General features: G+C 74.1%; 16 protein-coding genes, 1 pseudogene and 1 riboswitch. Of the genes and pseudogenes, 6 read left to right on the top strand and 11 right to left on the bottom strand.

Translation table 11 applies throughout. From position 1 onward, the window contains the following. The first annotated feature begins 3 nt into the window (after positions 1 to 3). Complete coding sequence (locus IE294_RS07140; RefSeq protein ID WP_189815406.1) at positions 4 to 759, top strand: SDR family oxidoreductase; 756 nt, start codon at positions 4 to 6, stop codon at positions 757 to 759. Between the two features lie 12 nt (positions 760 to 771). On the opposite strand, the gene amaP is transcribed toward IE294_RS07140, so the two are convergent. The 4 genes and pseudogenes from amaP to IE294_RS07165 all read right to left on the bottom strand — a co-directional run bounded on the left by amaP (position 772) and on the right by IE294_RS07165 (position 3,075). Next, positions 772 to 1,350: an alkaline shock response membrane anchor protein AmaP gene (gene amaP, locus IE294_RS07145; protein WP_189883525.1), complete on the bottom strand. Its 579-nt coding sequence runs from the start codon at positions 1,348 to 1,350 to the stop codon at positions 772 to 774. 5 nt (positions 1,351 to 1,355) lie between these two features. Then, positions 1,356 to 1,959: pseudogene (locus IE294_RS07150) on the bottom strand (DUF6286 domain-containing protein). Positions 1,960 to 2,357: 398 nt separating this feature from the next. Beyond that, on the bottom strand, positions 2,358 to 2,558 hold the full coding sequence (locus IE294_RS07160; protein WP_189883526.1) for a hypothetical protein: 201 nt from the start codon (positions 2,556 to 2,558) through the stop codon (positions 2,358 to 2,360). Between the two features lie 46 nt (positions 2,559 to 2,604). After that, the gene (locus tag IE294_RS07165; RefSeq protein WP_189883528.1) at positions 2,605 to 3,075 is read right to left on the bottom strand and encodes an Asp23/Gls24 family envelope stress response protein; all 471 of its coding nucleotides are present in this window, start codon (positions 3,073 to 3,075) and stop codon (positions 2,605 to 2,607) included. Positions 3,076 to 3,178: 103 nt separating this feature from the next. Between IE294_RS07165 and IE294_RS07170 the strand changes: the two genes are divergently transcribed. After that, positions 3,179 to 3,940, top strand: coding sequence for a nucleopolyhedrovirus P10 family protein (locus tag IE294_RS07170; protein ID WP_189883530.1), 762 nt, complete (start codon positions 3,179 to 3,181; stop codon positions 3,938 to 3,940). Positions 3,941 to 3,952: 12 nt separating this feature from the next. Here the strand turns inward: IE294_RS07170 and IE294_RS07175 are convergent, their stop codons facing one another. The 4 genes from IE294_RS07175 to IE294_RS07190 all read right to left on the bottom strand — a co-directional run bounded on the left by IE294_RS07175 (position 3,953) and on the right by IE294_RS07190 (position 7,814). After that, positions 3,953 to 4,756: an enoyl-CoA hydratase/isomerase family protein gene (locus IE294_RS07175; RefSeq protein ID WP_189883532.1), complete on the bottom strand. Its 804-nt coding sequence runs from the start codon at positions 4,754 to 4,756 to the stop codon at positions 3,953 to 3,955. 117 nt (positions 4,757 to 4,873) lie between these two features. Next, on the bottom strand, positions 4,874 to 5,095 hold the full coding sequence (locus IE294_RS07180) for a helix-turn-helix domain-containing protein (RefSeq protein WP_004002281.1): 222 nt from the start codon (positions 5,093 to 5,095) through the stop codon (positions 4,874 to 4,876). Positions 5,096 to 5,430: 335 nt separating this feature from the next. Further along, positions 5,431 to 7,029: an ABC-F family ATP-binding cassette domain-containing protein gene (locus IE294_RS07185; protein WP_189883534.1), complete on the bottom strand. Its 1,599-nt coding sequence runs from the start codon at positions 7,027 to 7,029 to the stop codon at positions 5,431 to 5,433. A 59-nt stretch (positions 7,030 to 7,088) separates the two neighbouring features. Beyond that, complete coding sequence (locus IE294_RS07190; RefSeq protein WP_189883536.1) at positions 7,089 to 7,814, bottom strand: PQQ-binding-like beta-propeller repeat protein; 726 nt, start codon at positions 7,812 to 7,814, stop codon at positions 7,089 to 7,091. Positions 7,815 to 8,076: 262 nt separating this feature from the next. On the opposite strand from IE294_RS07190, the gene IE294_RS07195 reads away from it, so the two are divergent. Beyond that, entirely contained in the window at positions 8,077 to 8,493 is a 417-nt protein-coding gene (locus tag IE294_RS07195) for a VOC family protein (protein ID WP_229917049.1), read from the top strand. A gap of 36 nt (positions 8,494 to 8,529) precedes the next feature. Here IE294_RS07195 and IE294_RS07200 read toward each other — a convergent pair whose 3' ends face one another. The 3 genes from IE294_RS07200 to IE294_RS07210 form a co-directional block, all read right to left on the bottom strand. Continuing rightward, positions 8,530 to 9,798, bottom strand: coding sequence for a hypothetical protein (locus IE294_RS07200; protein ID WP_229917050.1), 1,269 nt, complete (start codon positions 9,796 to 9,798; stop codon positions 8,530 to 8,532). A gap of 366 nt (positions 9,799 to 10,164) precedes the next feature. Continuing rightward, entirely contained in the window at positions 10,165 to 11,292 is a 1,128-nt protein-coding gene (locus IE294_RS07205) for an alpha/beta hydrolase (RefSeq protein ID WP_189883542.1), read from the bottom strand. 133 nt (positions 11,293 to 11,425) lie between these two features. Next, positions 11,426 to 12,169 carry a class II aldolase/adducin family protein gene (locus IE294_RS07210; RefSeq protein ID WP_189883544.1) on the bottom strand — a complete coding sequence of 248 codons (744 nt, stop codon included), beginning with the start codon at positions 12,167 to 12,169 and terminating at the stop codon, positions 11,426 to 11,428. Positions 12,170 to 12,349: 180 nt separating this feature from the next. Here IE294_RS07210 and IE294_RS07215 point away from each other — a divergent pair, with 180 nt between their 5' ends. From IE294_RS07215 to IE294_RS07225, 3 genes are all read left to right on the top strand, one after another. Further along, positions 12,350 to 13,159: a lysozyme gene (locus IE294_RS07215; RefSeq protein ID WP_189883546.1), complete on the top strand. Its 810-nt coding sequence runs from the start codon at positions 12,350 to 12,352 to the stop codon at positions 13,157 to 13,159. A 143-nt stretch (positions 13,160 to 13,302) separates the two neighbouring features. After that, the gene (locus tag IE294_RS07220; protein WP_189883548.1) at positions 13,303 to 14,553 is read left to right on the top strand and encodes an inorganic phosphate transporter; all 1,251 of its coding nucleotides are present in this window, start codon (positions 13,303 to 13,305) and stop codon (positions 14,551 to 14,553) included. A gap of 34 nt (positions 14,554 to 14,587) precedes the next feature. Further along, complete coding sequence (locus IE294_RS07225) at positions 14,588 to 14,815, top strand: hypothetical protein (protein ID WP_189815421.1); 228 nt, start codon at positions 14,588 to 14,590, stop codon at positions 14,813 to 14,815. A 146-nt stretch (positions 14,816 to 14,961) separates the two neighbouring features. Next, a riboswitch (cobalamin riboswitch) is annotated at positions 14,962 to 15,099 on the top strand. Positions 15,100 to 15,134 lie beyond the last annotated feature (35 nt).

Genomic DNA, 15,134 nt, shown 5'->3' on the forward strand with positions numbered 1-15,134 from the left:
ACCATGGATCTTGGACTGAAGGACCGGGTGTACGTCGTCACCGGAGCGACGCGCGGGCTGGGCAACGCCACCGCGCGCGAACTCGTCGCCGACGGGGCGAAGGTGGTCGTCACCGGCCGGGACGAGCAGCGGGTCGCCGAAGCGGCCACCGAACTGGGCCCGAACGCGGTGGGCGTGGCCGTGGACAACGCCGACGCGGAGGCTCCCGAGCGGCTGATCGCCGCCGCCCGGGAGAACTTCGGCGGCTTCCACGGCGTGCTGGTGAGCGTGGGCGGGCCGCCGCCGGGGTTCGTCGCCGACAACACCGACGAGCAGTGGCGGGCCGCGTTCGAGTCGGTGTTCCTCGGCGCGGTACGGGTCGCCCGCGCGGCGGCGGCCGAGCTGGAGGAGGGCGGGGTCATCGGGTTCGTGCTGTCGGGCTCGGTGTACGAGCCGATCCCGGGGCTGACCGTGTCCAACGGGCTGCGGCCCGGACTCGCCGGCTTCGCCAAGTCGATCGCCGACGAGCTGGGGCCGCGCGGCATCCGCGTGGTCGGCCTGCTGCCGGGACGCATCGCCACCGACCGCATGCGGGAGCTGGACGGCCTGTCCGCCGACCCGGAGGCCACCCGGGCCGCGAACGAGTCCCGCATTCCGTTGCGCAGGTACGGGACGCCCGAGGAGTTCGGACGGACGGCGGCGTTCCTGCTGTCCCCGGCGGCCTCCTACGTGACGGGGGTCATGGTGCCGGTGGACGGCGGGACGCGGCACGGGTTCTAGGAACCGCGGCCGTCACGTCACCCTCTCCGCGCGGTGTCTGACCTCGCCCAGCCGGACCTCCGCCGGAAGCGACGCCAGGCCCGCCGACTCGCGCGCGTGGGCCAGCGCTTCGGTGGTGAACGTGGTCAGGGCTCCGGCCGGGGCCGCGTCCGCTTCCAGCCGGAGCCAGGCCCGCACCACCGGAGCCGTACGGCGGCCCCGCAGGAGGACGCGCGCCCGGGCCACGCCCGGCTGGGCCGCCGCTTCGGCCGCCAGGGCGTCCTGGAGGGCCGCGCCCCGCAGGTGCGCGGCCCCGCCGTCGCCGGTGTCGATCAGCAGCTCGGTCAGCCGGCGGCGGCGCAGCGCCGCCGTCAGCCAGGCCAGGGCGAGCAGGACGAGGAGGGTCAGGGCGGCGATGACCGCCGGCCACCACCAGGGGGCGTTCCGCCAGTGGGTGCGTTCGGCCCTGCTGAGCAGGACGTCGTGCGGACCGGTGTGCGGCCACCAGGAGGGAAGCCGCACGCCCAGTCCGACGGCCAGGACCACGCCGCCGAGGGCGAGCAGCAGCAGACCGGTGAGGGCCAGCAGGACGCGGTGGAGACCGCCGCGCATCGCGCTCACTCCTTCCGTCCGGGCCGGGCCACACGCACGGCCGCCCTGGGCGGGTGCGCCAGTCCGAGGTCCCGGACCGCCTCGGCGAGCGCGGTGTCCAGGTCGGCTCGTACGTCGTCCGGGTCCCGGAAGTGCGAGGCCACCCGGACGTCGGCCTTCCGGCGGCCCATCCGCACCCGTGCCGCGCGTACGCCGGACACCTCCACGACCCGGTCGCGCAGGCGCCGCCGCTCCGCGCCGGATCGCGGCCCGGACGTCGGGGTGCGGGCGCCGCATCGGCAGCAGGTCGCGCAGGCCGGGGATGACCGCGAGAACGATCAGCCACAGGCCGAGCGCGGCGGCCACGCCCGCGCCGACCCGTACCCAGAGGTCGTCCAGGGGCCGTTCGGCGAGCTGCCGGGCGAGGGCACGGCGCCAGCGCATCGCGGGGCGGTGGGCGCGCACGGCGGCGACGTCGTACAGCAGGAGTCCGGCACCGGCCGTCAGCAGGGCGGCGACGAGGGCGGCGGGGACGCGGCGCGGCGACCAGAACCGGCCGCTGCCCTTCCCGGCGGGCGGGGCGGCACCGGGCGGCTCGGCGACGGCCGGGGTGCCCCGCGTCTCGCTCATCGGTCCGTCCCCTGACGCGTCGTACTCTTCGGCCGGTCCCTGACCCGTCGTCGGGTGCAGTCGTTCCACCTCGACGGCGACCTCCGGCACCCGCATGTCCGTCAACGCGCCCACGCGCGCGGTGACATGGCGGCGTACGGCGGCGCAGCGGGCGCCGATGTCGCCGGGATAGCCGAGTTCGACGCGGACGCGGACCCGGGCCGTCTGCTGGGCCACGACGACCGTGGCGTGCGGCGCGGCGGCGGGACCGGGCAGCGGCGCGAGGGCCTCGCGGGCGGCCTGCGCGGCGATCTTGGCCACCACCCGGTCGGCGATCCGGGTGGCACCGCGCTCGGCCGGCGGCACGAGGGGCGGCGCGGGGGACGGTGTGCCGGTGTCGGGTGTGCCGGTCCCGGCGCTCACCGGGGTCGCCGCCGGTCCCGCCGCTCGTCGCGGGTGCGGAAGACGTCGCCGAGTTCCAGGTCGCCGTCGGCGAACCGGCCGGCGAGGAAGCCGACGGCGCCCAGCGCCGCGACCAGGAGGAAGGCACCGAAACCGCCGAAGTAGCCGGCGAACCCCAGCGCCATTCCGACGATCATGCCGACCACGGCCATGCTCATGCGGTGCTCCTCAGCTCGTCGGGCGTGCGGTCTCGGGTGCCGGGTGTCACTGGATCCGGAGCTCCGTCGCCTCTTCCTCCTCCTCGGGCAGCTTGACGTCGCTGACCGCGATGTTGACCTCGACCACTTCCAGGCCGGTCATGCGTTCCACGGCGGCGATCACGTTCTCCCGCACGGCGCGGACGACATCGACGATCGCGACGCCGTAGTCCACGACGATCTCCAGGTCGAGCGCGGTCTGCACCTCGCCGACCTCGGCCTTGACGCCCCGGGTCACCGACTTGCCGCCGCCGGGCACCCGGTCCCGTACGGCGCCGAAGGTGCGGGCGAGGCCGCTGCCCATGGCGTGGACGCCGACCACGTCCCGGGCGGCGAGCCCTGCGATCTTCTCCACGACGCCGTCGGCGATGGTGGTGCGGCCCCGGGCCGCCGGGTCGCCGCCGCCGCGCCGGGTGGCCTTGCGGGCCGGCACCTGCGGTTCGTGGGCGCCTTCAGGGGTGATCGTCGTGTCGGTCATCGCCGTACGTCCCTTTCGGTCCTCGCCCCGCCCGGTCGTCGTCCTCCGACCACGCTAAGCAAGGTTGCGCCGCCGCGCGCCGTGGATACGGCAGGCTGCTGGAATGACGGTGGACCGGTGGACACAGTTGGTGCGGCACCAGGTGGGGCTGGGCAGGCTGCTGCCGCTCGGCGGCCCGCGCGACGGCGCGTGGATCACCGAGGAGGCGGCCGGGGCGGTGCTGCGGCGCGCCGCGGCGGACGGGGCGCCGGGGGTGCGCCTGGGCGCGCTGCGGATCGCGCTCGCCGATCCGCAGGACGTGCCGGAGCCCGTCGTGCCGGCGCCGCCGAGCGCGCTGCCACCGGGCCCGCTGCGCGTGACGGCGGACTTCGCCGCGACGGCCGTGGAGCCGTTGCCGACGGCGGCGTCCCGGCTGCGGCTCGTCCTGGCGGGGGCCGCGACGGAACGGCTCGGCCTCGCGGTCACGGAGATCGATCTGCGGGCGACGGACCTGCTGGAGCCTGACCTGCTGGAGCCGGAGTCGCCGGAGCCTGACCTGCTGGAGCCGGCCGCCCCGGCGGGCGGCGCACCGCAACCGCCACCCGCCCGCGAGCCGATGGGCACGGACGGGACCGCCGTGACGGAGGCGGCCCTGGCCGTCCCCGGGGTGCTCCGGCTGACGGGGTCCCTGGGCGGCCCGGGCCGGGCGGTGCACATCGAGGAGCACGCCGGCGCGGTCGCCCTGCCACGCCGTCACATCCGCGTGGAACTGGCGACCGACGCGACCCACCGAGCCGTGGACGTGGCCCGGCAGGTCCGCGCGGCCGTGCGGGACGCCCTGCCGGACCACCCGACGGTGGCGGTGCTGGTCACCGCGGTGGACTGACCGGCTGTCGGCTCATTCGCCGAGGCCGGCCAGGTCCCGCAGCCGTCGAGCCTGGGCGGCCCGCTCGGCCGCGCGCTGCTCCTCGTAGGTCCGGTCGAGGGCACCACGAAGCAACGCCTTGGTCTCCACCACCGCGTCCCGTGGCGCCGCCATGATCGCTGCCGCCAGGTCCCGCACGGCCCCGTCCAGTTCCCCGGCGGGCACGGCGAGACTCGCCAGCCCGCTCGACACCGCTTCCTCGGCGCCGACGAACCGCCCGGTCACGCAGATCTCCAGCGCACGGGCGTACCCGACGAGGCCCACCAGCGGGTGGGTGCCGGTCAGATCGGGGACGAGGCCGAGGCTGGTCTCGCGCATGGCGAACTGCACGTCGTCGGCGACGACGCGGAGGTCGCAGCCGAGCGCGAGCTGGAAGCCGGCCCCGATGGCATGCCCCTGGACGGCGGCGATGGACACGATGTCGGTCCGCCGCCACCAGGTGAACGCCTCCTGGTATTCGGCGATGGTCGCGTCGATCCCGGCGTCGTCACGACGCGCGAGGTCGATGAAGGTCGGCTCGCCCGGAATCCCCTCCGGGGTGAACATCTGGCGGTCCAGCCCGGCGGAGAAGGACTTGCCCTCGCCACGCAGCACCACGACCCGGACGGAGCCCGGCAGCAGCCGCCCGGCCTCGGCGAGCGCCCGCCACAGGGCGGGGCTCTGCGCGTTGCGCTTGGCCGGGTTGGTCAGCGTCACCGTGGCGAGCGCGTCGTCGACGGTGAGCCGTACGCCGTCCTTGTCGAGTGCGGGAGCGAGGTCCTGCTCGGGCCAAGCCATGGGGCGCCTCCGATGGGTGCGGTCAGCAGAGCGAAGCTAAGTGACTGCACAGTAACCACCCGGCCGGTCGGTCTGCCGACCGGGTGGCCACCACCGAAGCCGATGGGCCGCCCGGAGTCAGGACGAAGCGGCCTTCTTACCCCGGGTCGCTCCGCCACGCCCACGGAGCGTGACGCCCGACTCGCTGAGCATCCGGTGCACAAAGCCATACGAGCGGCCGGTTTCCTCGGCCAGCGCCCGGATGCTCGCACCGGAGTCGTACTTCTTCTTCAGGTCTGCCGCGAGCTTGTCGCGCGCGGCGCCGGTCACCCGGCTGCCCTTCTTCAGAGTCTCGGCCACCCGTGCCTCCTCATGGGAAGTGCGCTCTGGTCTCCTCATGATCACCCCTCTTGGGCGTGATGGCCACCCATTCGGCAAGGTCCGTGAGACATCGTTGTGACGACAGGAGCCGATCCCCACAAGCGGAATAGGGGATTCCATGGGGTGCGGCCCATAGGGCCGTCCGGGTGGATTCGTGAAGTGCCAGGTCAGGAACGCACAGCGGCCGATCCCCCGACAACCGGGGGATCGGCCGGAAAATGCGTGTACGACACACCGCGGTACGAGGAGATCTCACACAGATGATGGATCACCGATGGGCCGAATGATCCAGACGCGGTGGATCAATCTTTCGATCACGCGAGGGCGACGAGATCCGCGTAGTCGGAGCCCCACAGGTCCTCGACGCCGTCCGGCAGCAGGATGATCCGCTCCGGCTGGAGCGCCTCGACGGCGCCCTCGTCGTGGGTGACGAGGACGACCGCGCCCTTGTAGGTGCGCAGGGCGCCGAGGATCTCCTCGCGGCTGGCCGGGTCCAGGTTGTTGGTCGGCTCGTCCAGGAGCAGCACGTTCGCCGAGGACACCACCAGGGTCGCCAGGGCGAGCCGGGTCTTCTCGCCGCCGGAGAGGACCCCGGCCGGCTTGTCGACGTCGTCGCCGGAGAACAGGAACGAGCCGAGCACCTTGCGGACCTCGACCAGGTCCATGTCGGGGGCGGCCGAGCGCATGTTCTCCAGGACCGTGCGGTCGGCGTCCAGGGTCTCGTGCTCCTGCGCGTAGTAGCCGAGCTTGAGCCCGTGACCGGGGACGACCCGGCCGGTGTCCGGCGTCTCCACGCCCGCGAGCAGCCGCAGCAGCGTGGTCTTGCCGGCGCCGTTGAGGCCCAGGATGACCACCCGGGACCCCTTGTCGATGGCCAGGTCGACGTCGGTGAAGATCTCCAGCGAGCCGTACGACTTCGACAGGCCCTCGGCCATCAGCGGGGTCTTGCCGCAGGGCGCGGGCTCCGGGAAGCGGAGCTTGGCGACCTTGTCGGACATCCGGACGTCTTCGAGGCCGGAGAGCAGCTTCTCGGCGCGGCGGGCCATGTTCTGCGCGGCGACCGTCTTGGTGGCCTTGGCGCGCATCTTGTCGGCCTGGGCGTTGAGCGCCGCGGCCTTCTTCTCGGCGTTGGCCCGCTCGCGCCTGCGGCGCTTCTCGTCGGCCTCGCGCTGCTGCTGGTACAGCTTCCAGCCCATGTTGTAGATGTCGATCACGGACCGGTTCGCGTCCAGGTAGAACACCTTGTTGACGACCGTCTCGACCAGGTCGACGTCGTGGGAGATCACGATGAAACCGCCGCGGTAGGTCTTCAGGTAGTCCCGCAGCCAGATGATCGAGTCCGCGTCGAGGTGGTTGGTCGGCTCGTCCAGGAGCAGGGTGTCCGCGTCGGAGAACAGGATGCGGGCCAGCTCGATACGGCGGCGCTGGCCACCGGAGAGCGTGTGCAGCGGCTGGCCGAGCACCCGGTCGGGCAGGTTGAGGGCGGCGGCGATCGTGGCGGCCTCGGCCTCGGCGGCGTACCCGCCCTTGGTGAGGAACTCCGTCTCCTGGCGCTCGTACTGCTTCAGGGCCTTCTCGCGCGTGGACCCCTTGCCGTTGGCGATGCGCTCCTCGTTCTCGCGCATCTTGCGGATCAGCACGTCCAGGCCGCGCGCGGAGAGGACGCGGTCGCGGGCGAGGACGTCCAGGTCGCCGGTGCGGGGGTCCTGCGGGAGGTAGCCGACCTCGCCGGAGCGGGTGATCGTGCCGCCGGCGGGGATGCCTTCGCCGGCCAGGCACTTGGTGAGGGTGGTCTTGCCTGCGCCGTTGCGGCCGACGAGGCCGATGCGGTCACCCTTGGCGACACGGAAGGTGGCGTTCTCGATGAGGACGCGCGCGCCGGCGCGCAGCTCGATACCGGAGGCGGAGATCACGGACAGACTCCAGGGCGTACAGGGGTTGGCGGGTGGGCGGCTGAGGACGTTCCCGCCGTCTAATGCGCGAGGAGAATGGCCATGAGGGAAAGTCTAACGGGGCCGTGCAAGCGGTTTTCCGCCTCCAGGCGTCCGGGGCGCGGACGCGGGAGATCGTTCCCCAGCGGGGTGCGGCCGGGCGCGATCCGGCCCAGGTCGTCCAGGGCCACGAGCTGGCCGGTCCACGCGGCGTCCGCGCAGGGCTGGGCGAGGAGCAGGGCCGCGCCCCGGCGGACGGCGCCCTCGGGACGGAAGGCGCAGCCGTTCCGGGCGGGCAGCACCCAGCGCAGGTCGCCGTCGGCGGTGCGGTACGCGGTGACGCGGCGGGGGGTGACGACGGCGAGGATGCCGCGGCCGAGGGGGCGCAGCACGCCGGTGCCGCCCTGGGCCGGGAGCCACTCGGCCGCGTCGGGCAGGGCGCGGTGCCAGCGCACGGACCAGCCGTCGGTGTCGGTGAGCAGGCCGTCGTCCCAGAGCGCGATCACCTCCCCGCGCGCGTGCACCACGTCGACGGGACGGTGCCCCGCGCGCGCGTAGCGCCACCGGAGCGCACCGGTACGGCTGTCGTGGCCGGCCACGGCACCGTCCCGCACCCGCGCCGCCCAGGTTCCGGCGTGCGGCCCGGCGGTCAGGAGCCGGTCGCCGTAGGGGACCGGCCGCAGCTGCCGGGCCGCGCCGAGGAGGCCGAGGGTGACGACGGCCAGGAGGAGGGCGACGGCGAGGCGGCCCACGGGTGGAAGTGCCACCTCGCCCCCTTTGGGTACCACCGTCCCGGATCAGCCGCCGAGCGTAGTCACCGCCCGCCGGGCCGGCGGGGTGGCCGGGCGGGCGGGGCGGTAAGTCCCCCCGTTCGGCGGGGCGGGGCGGGGCCGGGCGCCGGACCGCCCGCCGCCATACCCGGCCCGAGCCACGGCGCGGCGCGCTGCGGCCCGTCGCGCCGGAGCGTTGTCAGTGGCAGCTGCGAGACTCGCAGAGCAGGCGGAACCGATGCACGAAGGAGTGATCGGCATGGCGGGCACGGGTGGCGGGACACGGCCGGGCATCTGTCCCACGCTGCTGTACGCGGACGCCAGGGCGGCGATCAGGCAGCTCACGGAGGCCCTCGGCTTCACCGAGCTGTCGGTGTACGAGACGGAGGACGGCAAGGTGATGCACGCCGAGCTGGTCCAGGGCAACGGCGCGGTGATGATCGGCTCCAAGGGTCGCGGCGGCCTCTTCGACGCGGCGATGCAGGACGCGGGACCCGCCGGGGTGTACGTCGTGGTGGACGACGTGGACGCCCACCACGAGCGGGCCGTGGCGCACGGGGTGGAGATCCTGATGCCCCCGACGGACCAGGACTACGGCTCGCGGGACTACCTGGCCAAGGACGCCGAGGGGAACATCTGGAGCTTCGGGACGTACGCCCCCGAGATCGGCGTCTGAGCCGCTCCCCCGGCTACCGCCTGCCCGGTCTCCCGCTCAGCTCCCGGTGTGCACCTGGAACGCGGCCCGGCGGACGGCCTTGGCCAGGGCCGGGTCGGGGTGGGCGGCGGCGAGCGCGACCAGGACCTGCACGGTGCGCGGGTGGCCGACGGCGCGGACCTCGTCGAGCAGCTGGGGGACGGTGGGCTGCACCGCGGACTCCAGGTGCCGGACCAGCATCGGCGCCTCGCCGTGGTCGGCGACGGCGGCGGCGGTGTCCACCCACAGCCAGGTGGCCTCGTCCCGGGTGAGCACCTCGTGGGCGTCCTCCGGGTCGACGCCGTCGTGCTCGGCCAGCCACAGCAGGGCGTACGGCCGCAGGGCCGGCTCGTCCACGACGGACCGTACGTCGGGCTCGGCGGGGGCGCCGACGACGCGCAGCGCCTCGAAGGCCAGGCCGCGCAGCAGGGCGTCGTCGCCGCGGGCGGCGCCGATCAGCTCGGTGACGGCGCTGCCGACGGGACGGGCGGCGAGCCAGGCGCGGTACTCGGCGCGGGCCGCGTTGGGCCGGAGCTGGGCGCAGCCGCGCAGCATGTCCTCGGCGGACTGCTCGATGTTGCCGGCGGGGCTCTGCGCGGCCACGCAGATCTGCTCCAGCTTGACCCAGACCGCCCAGTTGCCGAGCGGGGTGAGCGTGGCCTGGCCGTCGCCGTAGGTGAGCGCGCCGACGCAGGCCAGGGCCCGCAGCGCCCAGTCGAGCAGGGGGTTGAGCGGGGCGTCCGCGGCCGGGGCGGCATCCGCCGGGCCCGGGGCTTCGGCGGGCTGTCCGGTGCCGGGCTCGTAGGCGACCTCGCAGCGTTCGGTGCGCAGTTCGGTGACCCGCTGCTGGAGCAGGTCGAGCAGCTGCTCGACGGGGACCGGTCCGGCGGACAGCTGGAGGAAGGAGAGCACCTGGGGCATGGCCGAGACGACCTCGGCGACGGCGGCCGGCTCGTGCCCGTCGGGTTCGGGGCAGGCGAGCGACCAGGCGTCGAAGAGGGCGACCCAGCCGCGCAGCACGGCGCTGTCGTCGCGGTCCCAGGCGCGCAGCCGCCAGCCGGGGCGCGCGCTGTCGCCGTGCACCTCGACGAGTCCGGCGAGGCGGGCGGTGTCCCACTCGGCGCGGACCTGAGCGGCGCTCAGGCCGAGGTCGGCGGCGGCGCGTTCGGCGGTGGCGGCGGAGAGGGTGGCCTTGCCGTCGGTGGTGGCACCGGCGCGGCCGGGGCCGAGTGCGGCGTCGGCCCAGCGGGCGACGCGGACCGCGCCGGCCAGACCGGCGCGGGCCATTCCGGCCAGTTCTGCCGGGGCGGGGGTGCCCTCCGGCGGCCGGGGTGCGGGGCGGCGTGGGCGCCGCTGGTTCACAGCTCTGGGGGCGGCGGCCAGGGGTCGCGGTCGGACGAGTCGGAGCCTGGAGTCGCGCGGGATACGGGACGTCACGGGTGCAGTCTTCCGGTTGACGGTCCGAAAACCCAAACGGAATGTCACGGCGGGCGACGGGGCTGGCCAACGCACCGGGCGCGGAAGGGGCCGAGGAGGCACGATCACGCCAGTCGTACGCCCTTAAACGGAATGTTTCGCGCCGGTGACGGCGGCCCCGGGCGCGCGGGCGTCACGCCGGCCCGGAAGCCCGTGGAGTCACAGCGGACCCTTCTGTCACATCAGCGGGGTCAGGAACCGCCGCAGCCGCTCCTCGTACTCCTCGGGGTCCGCGTTCCACATCGCCGCGTGCGGGGCGCGCGCGACGGTGTGCAGGGCGACCAGGTCGGTGCGGCGCCGGGCGAACCTGCGGGAGAACTCCCAGGGGGCGACCCGGTCGTCCGGGCCGTGGATGATCAGGGTGGGGACCCGGAGCCGGTCGGGGTCGGCGGTCTCGGCCACCCGGTCGGCGTGCAGTCCGGCCCGGCCCTGCGCGGCCCGGACGGCGAGCGGCAGCAGCGGTTGCGGGGTGTGGCGGGCCCTGGCCAGGGCCCGCAGGGTGGCCTCCCAGCTGAGCACCGGCGAGTCCAGGACGAGTCCGGCGATGCGGTCCCGGACCGCGGAGTGCTCGGCGGCGCGCAGGGCCATGGTGGCGCCGGTGGACCAGCCGAGCAGGACGACCCGGCGGGCGCCGTGGCGGACGGCGTGGCGGATCGCCGCCTCGACGTCCCGCCACTCGGTGTCGCCGAGGTGGTTGAGGCCGTCGGGCGGGCGCGGGGCGCCGAGATCGCCGCGGTAGGCGAGGGCGAGGACGGGCAGCCGGCGGCCGTGCAGGAAGCCCATCACGTTCATGGCGTGTTCCCGGGTGGTGCCGAGGCCGTGCACGGCGATCACCCAGGTGTCCCGCCGGCCGGGCACGAACCAGGCGGGCAGGGCGCCCAGCTCGCCGGGCACGTCGACGTCGGCGTGGTCCAGGCCGAGGGCGGTGCCGGGGTCGCCGACGTACAGATTCGGGGTGAGCCAGACCGCGTCGCCGGGGGCGAAGGTGCCGTGGGTGACGCGTTCCAGACGGCGTACGACCGTGTCGGCGGTGTGCTGGGCCGCCTCCAGGACGGGGCCGACGACCGCGTGGGTGCCGTCGCCGGCGAGGCCGTAGGTGCCGGGGCGCAGGGCCGCCAGGTCGCGGGTGAGCGTGATCTGGCCGGCGGCCGTGCCGTGCACGGTGAGGCGGGGCTCGGTGGGCAGCGGGCGGCCCGCCGGGGCCTTCAGCGCGGCGTCGCTGGCGAGCCGGCCGGCGGCGACGGACGCCATCCCGGCGGCCAGGACCGCGGTGAGCCCGGCGACGGTGGCTTTGACGGTGCGCACGGCTCCAGTGTCGGCGGGGCCGCGGCCACCGGCCAGCGGAAGGGAGGACCGTCGGGGCGCGGGCGGGTGCGGCACCACCGGGTGCGTACGTCGTGGCTGGGCGCCGTTGCGGCGCGTCGAGGACAGCAAGGGGTCACCTCCGTTGGCCGTATCCCTTCAAGCGTTCCCCGGCCTCGGTCAGTTGTGCCTCCGTCAGCAGGGACGGGGTCAGGCCCGGCACGGAGGACGCCGTGAGCCACAGGCGGCACATCCACTCCAGCTGGGCGGTGCGGTCGTAGGCCTGGTCGAGGGTGGCGCCGTAGGTGATCGTGCCGTGGTTCTGGAGGAGGCAGCCGGAGCGGCCGGCGAGGGCGCGGAGCATGTTCTCGGCCAGCTCTCCGGAGCCGTAGGCGGCGTAGGGGGCGACCCGGACGGGGCCGCCGAGGGCGGCGGTCATGTAGTGGACCGGCGGCAGTTCGGGCACGAGCGTGGAGACCGCGGTCGCGTGCACGGCGTGGGTGTGGACGACGGCGCGGGCGTCGGTGGTGCGGTAGACGGCGAGGTGCATGGGCAGCTCGCTGGTCGGCGCGAGCGTGCCGAGCACCTGGCGTCCGGTGAGGTCGACGCCGGTGATGTCGTCCGGGGTGAGCCGGTCGTAGGGGACTCCGGACGGGGTCACCAGGACGAGGTCCCCGACGCGGGCGGAGACGTTGCCGGAGGTGCCGACCACCAGTCCGTCGGCGACGGTCCGGCGTGCCGTCGCGACCAGTTCCGCCCAGAGCCGTGCCTGGTCCTGACGCGCGTCCCCTTGCCGCACGTCCCGTTGTCCGCCGTCCTGTCGCGCGTCCTGCCGCCCGCCCTGGTGCCCGTCGTCCGTGTTCCGCAGCGCTTCAGCCATGCCGTGATCCTGCCAGCCGGACCGGCGGCGGAGCGGCCGGTCCGGTGGTTCCCGTGCGGAAACGATACGGCCGAACGGGCGGATCTCGGTACGAAACGCCATAAATCGACACAGATGCGGTGATCAGCGGGCCTTCAATGATCCCTCTTGCCGACTGGACGTCCACTCCGGGGGAGCCGTATGGCCCGTGAACGCACCCTTGTCCGCCGCCGCGCCGGTGTCCTCACGGCGGCCACGGCGGCCCTCGCCCTCGCGACCGCCACGACCGCGTCCGCCGGACCACTGGGGCCGACCGGCGCGCCGGAGACGGCCGCACCCCCGGCCCCGGGCGCGCTGCCGCTCCTGACCGGAAACCCGCCCAGGGGCCACGACGTGTCGTCCTACCAGAGGCGGGTCGACTGGACAGCCGCCCGGGCCAAGGGCGCGCGGTTCGTCTACGTCAAGGCGACCGAGTCCACGGGCTACCGCAACCCCTACTTCTCCGGGCAGTACTCCGGCGCCCGCGAGGCGGGACTGATCCGGGGCGCGTACCACTTCGCCCGGCCGGACCGGTCCTCCGGCGCCGAGCAAGCCGCGTACTTCGTGCGGCACGGCGGCGACTGGCGGGCGGACGGCTGGACACTGCCGCCCGCGCTGGACATCGAGTACAACCCGTACGACGCGAAGCACAAGTGCTACGGACTGGGCAAGGCCCGGATGGTCCGCTGGATCCGGTCGTTCAGCAACAGGATCAAGGAGGAGACCGGCCGCCGTCCGGTGATCTACACCACCACCCAGTGGTGGAAGCTGTGCACCGGGAACAGCCGCGCCTTCTCCTCCTCCCACGCCCTGTGGATCGCCCGCCACGGCACCTCGCGGCCGGGCGCGCTGCCGGGCGGCTGGCGGTACTGGACGTTCTGGCAGCACGACGTCAAGGGCAGGCTGCCGGGTGACCAGAATCTCTTCAACGGCTCCCTGAGCCGGCTGCGGCTCTTCGCGCGCGGCCACTAGCCAAGGCGCGCTTGGCCGACGACGTGAAAACGGAACCCCGTACGCGCGTTACCGACACCCCGAAGCCCGCCCCAGTTCATCTTCCGTTCACCCAGGTTGCCTACGTTCATCCAGCCAATGACCTCGAACGATTGCCTGGGTAAATGGAAAGCTTCTCGCTGATCCTCGCGATTGTGGTGGTAACCGCTCTCGCGTTCGATTTCACGAACGGTTTCCACGACACCGCGAACGCGATGGCCACCACCATCTCCACAGGCGCCCTGAAGCCGAAGATCGCGGTTGCCATGTCCGCCGTCCTCAACCTTGTGGGCGCCTTCCTCTCCGTGGAGGTCGCGAACACGATCTCCAAGGGTCTCGTCGACGAGACCGGCATCCGTCCCGAGGTCATCTTCGCCGCCCTGGTCGGCGCGATCCTCTGGAACCTGCTGACCTGGCTGGTGGGCCTGCCCTCCAGTTCCTCGCACGCCCTGACGGGCGGCCTGGTCGGCGCCACCGTCGCCTCCGCCGGCTTCGGTGCCGTCCACGGTGACGCCCTGGTCACCAAGGTGCTGCTCCCGGCCGTCGCCGCGCCGATCGTCGCGGGCCTCGCCTCGCTGCTGGCCACCCGCTTCTCCTACGGCGTCGGCACCGCCGACGGCGAGGCCACCCGCAAGGGCTACCGCGCCGGCCAGATCGCCTCCGCCGGCCTGGTCTCCCTCGCGCACGGCACCAACGACGCCCAGAAGACGATGGGCATCATCACCCTCGCCCTCGTCGCGGGCGGCTCCATCGCCCCCGGCTCCAACCCTCCCACCTGGGTGATCCTCTCGGCGGGCATGGCCATCGCACTCGGCACCTACATCGGCGGCTGGCGCATCATCCGCACCATGGGCAAGGGCCTGACCGACCTGGAGCCGCGCCAGGGCTTCGCCGCCCAGACCAGCGCCGCGACCGCCATCCTGGCCTCCTCCCACCTCGGCTTCTCCCTCTCCACCACGCACGTCGTCTCCGGCTCGGTGATGGGCGCGGGCCTCGGCCGCAAGGGCGGCGTGGTCCGCTGGTCGACCGCGACCCGCATGTTCGTCGCCTGGGCGCTGACCCTCCCGGCCGCCGCGCTGGTCGGTGCGGGCGCCGAGTCCGTCACCGACCTGGGCGACTGGGGCACCGCCGTCGTCGCCGTCTTCCTGGTCGCCGCGAGCGCCGCGATCTGGAAGATCTCCCGCCGCGAGGTCGTCGACCACACCAACGTGGTCGAGGAGGCCGGCGAGCCGGCCGGTGTGGTCACCGCCGCCATCGCCGCCGTGACCCCGCCCCCGGCGGGCCTGGTCACCGAGGACCTGACGGCCGTGATCGCCGCCCCGGCCACCGAGCCCTCCCCCGCCGCCCCGGCCGCCCCGCCGGCCGCCGCGGTCTGACCCCGCGCACACGGTTACTGAAGGAAGCATCCCCATGAAGATCGACTGGGCGGCCCTCGGCTCCGTCTTCGGCGTCAGCCTCGCGTTCACGGTGGGCCTGGTGGTCCTGTTCACCCTCGGCATCAACGGCCTGTCGCGCCGTGAGAAGGCCGCGGCCCGGGGCGGGTCCGCCGCCCTCGCCGTCACCGGCGCCTACGTGTGCTTCGCGGCCTGTGCGGCGGCGGTGGCGTACGGGATCTACCTGATCGTCGTCAAGCCCTGACGGTCCGACACCCGACGCCGGCCCCGCCGGGCCTCCGCTTCAGCGGGACCGGCGGGGCCGACGCATGTCGTCCGGCCACCGTCCGGCAGACCGGCGATGTGGGCCTCAGCACAGTCCGGCGTCCCAGGTCAAAGGCAAGTTGACGGCCGTTCCGGGCACGTGGTGGACTGCCCAGGCCATGTACGGCGGCAAGAGAGGAAGCCGGTGCGAATCCGGCGCGGTCCCGCCACTGTCACCGGGGAAGAACCCCGGGAGCCAGGAACTCTCACCGCCGATTTCACGTCGAACCAGGGCGCGGACACCCTGAGTGAGGACACAT

Source organism: Streptomyces canarius, from assembly GCF_014650735.1.
GTDB lineage: Bacteria > Actinomycetota > Actinomycetes > Streptomycetales > Streptomycetaceae > Streptomyces > Streptomyces olivaceoviridis.

Excerpts from the sequence above, each read along its gene's own strand:
- IE294_RS07140 (WP_189815406.1), top strand. The coding sequence starts at position 4 with ATGGATCTTGGACTGAAGGACCGGGTGTACGTCGTCACCGGAGCGACG.
- amaP (WP_189883525.1), bottom strand. The coding sequence starts at position 1,350 with ATGCGCGGCGGTCTCCACCGCGTCCTGCTGGCCCTCACCGGTCTGCTG.
- IE294_RS07160 (WP_189883526.1), bottom strand. The coding sequence starts at position 2,558 with ATGAGCATGGCCGTGGTCGGCATGATCGTCGGAATGGCGCTGGGGTTC.
- IE294_RS07165 (WP_189883528.1), bottom strand. The coding sequence starts at position 3,075 with ATGACCGACACGACGATCACCCCTGAAGGCGCCCACGAACCGCAGGTG.
- IE294_RS07170 (WP_189883530.1), top strand. The coding sequence starts at position 3,179 with ATGACGGTGGACCGGTGGACACAGTTGGTGCGGCACCAGGTGGGGCTG.
- IE294_RS07175 (WP_189883532.1), bottom strand. The coding sequence starts at position 4,756 with ATGGCTTGGCCCGAGCAGGACCTCGCTCCCGCACTCGACAAGGACGGC.
- IE294_RS07195 (WP_229917049.1), top strand. The coding sequence starts at position 8,077 with ATGGCGGGCACGGGTGGCGGGACACGGCCGGGCATCTGTCCCACGCTG.
- IE294_RS07200 (WP_229917050.1), bottom strand. The coding sequence starts at position 9,798 with ATGGCCCGCGCCGGTCTGGCCGGCGCGGTCCGCGTCGCCCGCTGGGCC.
- IE294_RS07210 (WP_189883544.1), bottom strand. The coding sequence starts at position 12,169 with ATGGCTGAAGCGCTGCGGAACACGGACGACGGGCACCAGGGCGGGCGG.
- IE294_RS07215 (WP_189883546.1), top strand. The coding sequence starts at position 12,350 with ATGGCCCGTGAACGCACCCTTGTCCGCCGCCGCGCCGGTGTCCTCACG.
- IE294_RS07220 (WP_189883548.1), top strand. The coding sequence starts at position 13,303 with ATGGAAAGCTTCTCGCTGATCCTCGCGATTGTGGTGGTAACCGCTCTC.
- IE294_RS07225 (WP_189815421.1), top strand. The coding sequence starts at position 14,588 with ATGAAGATCGACTGGGCGGCCCTCGGCTCCGTCTTCGGCGTCAGCCTC.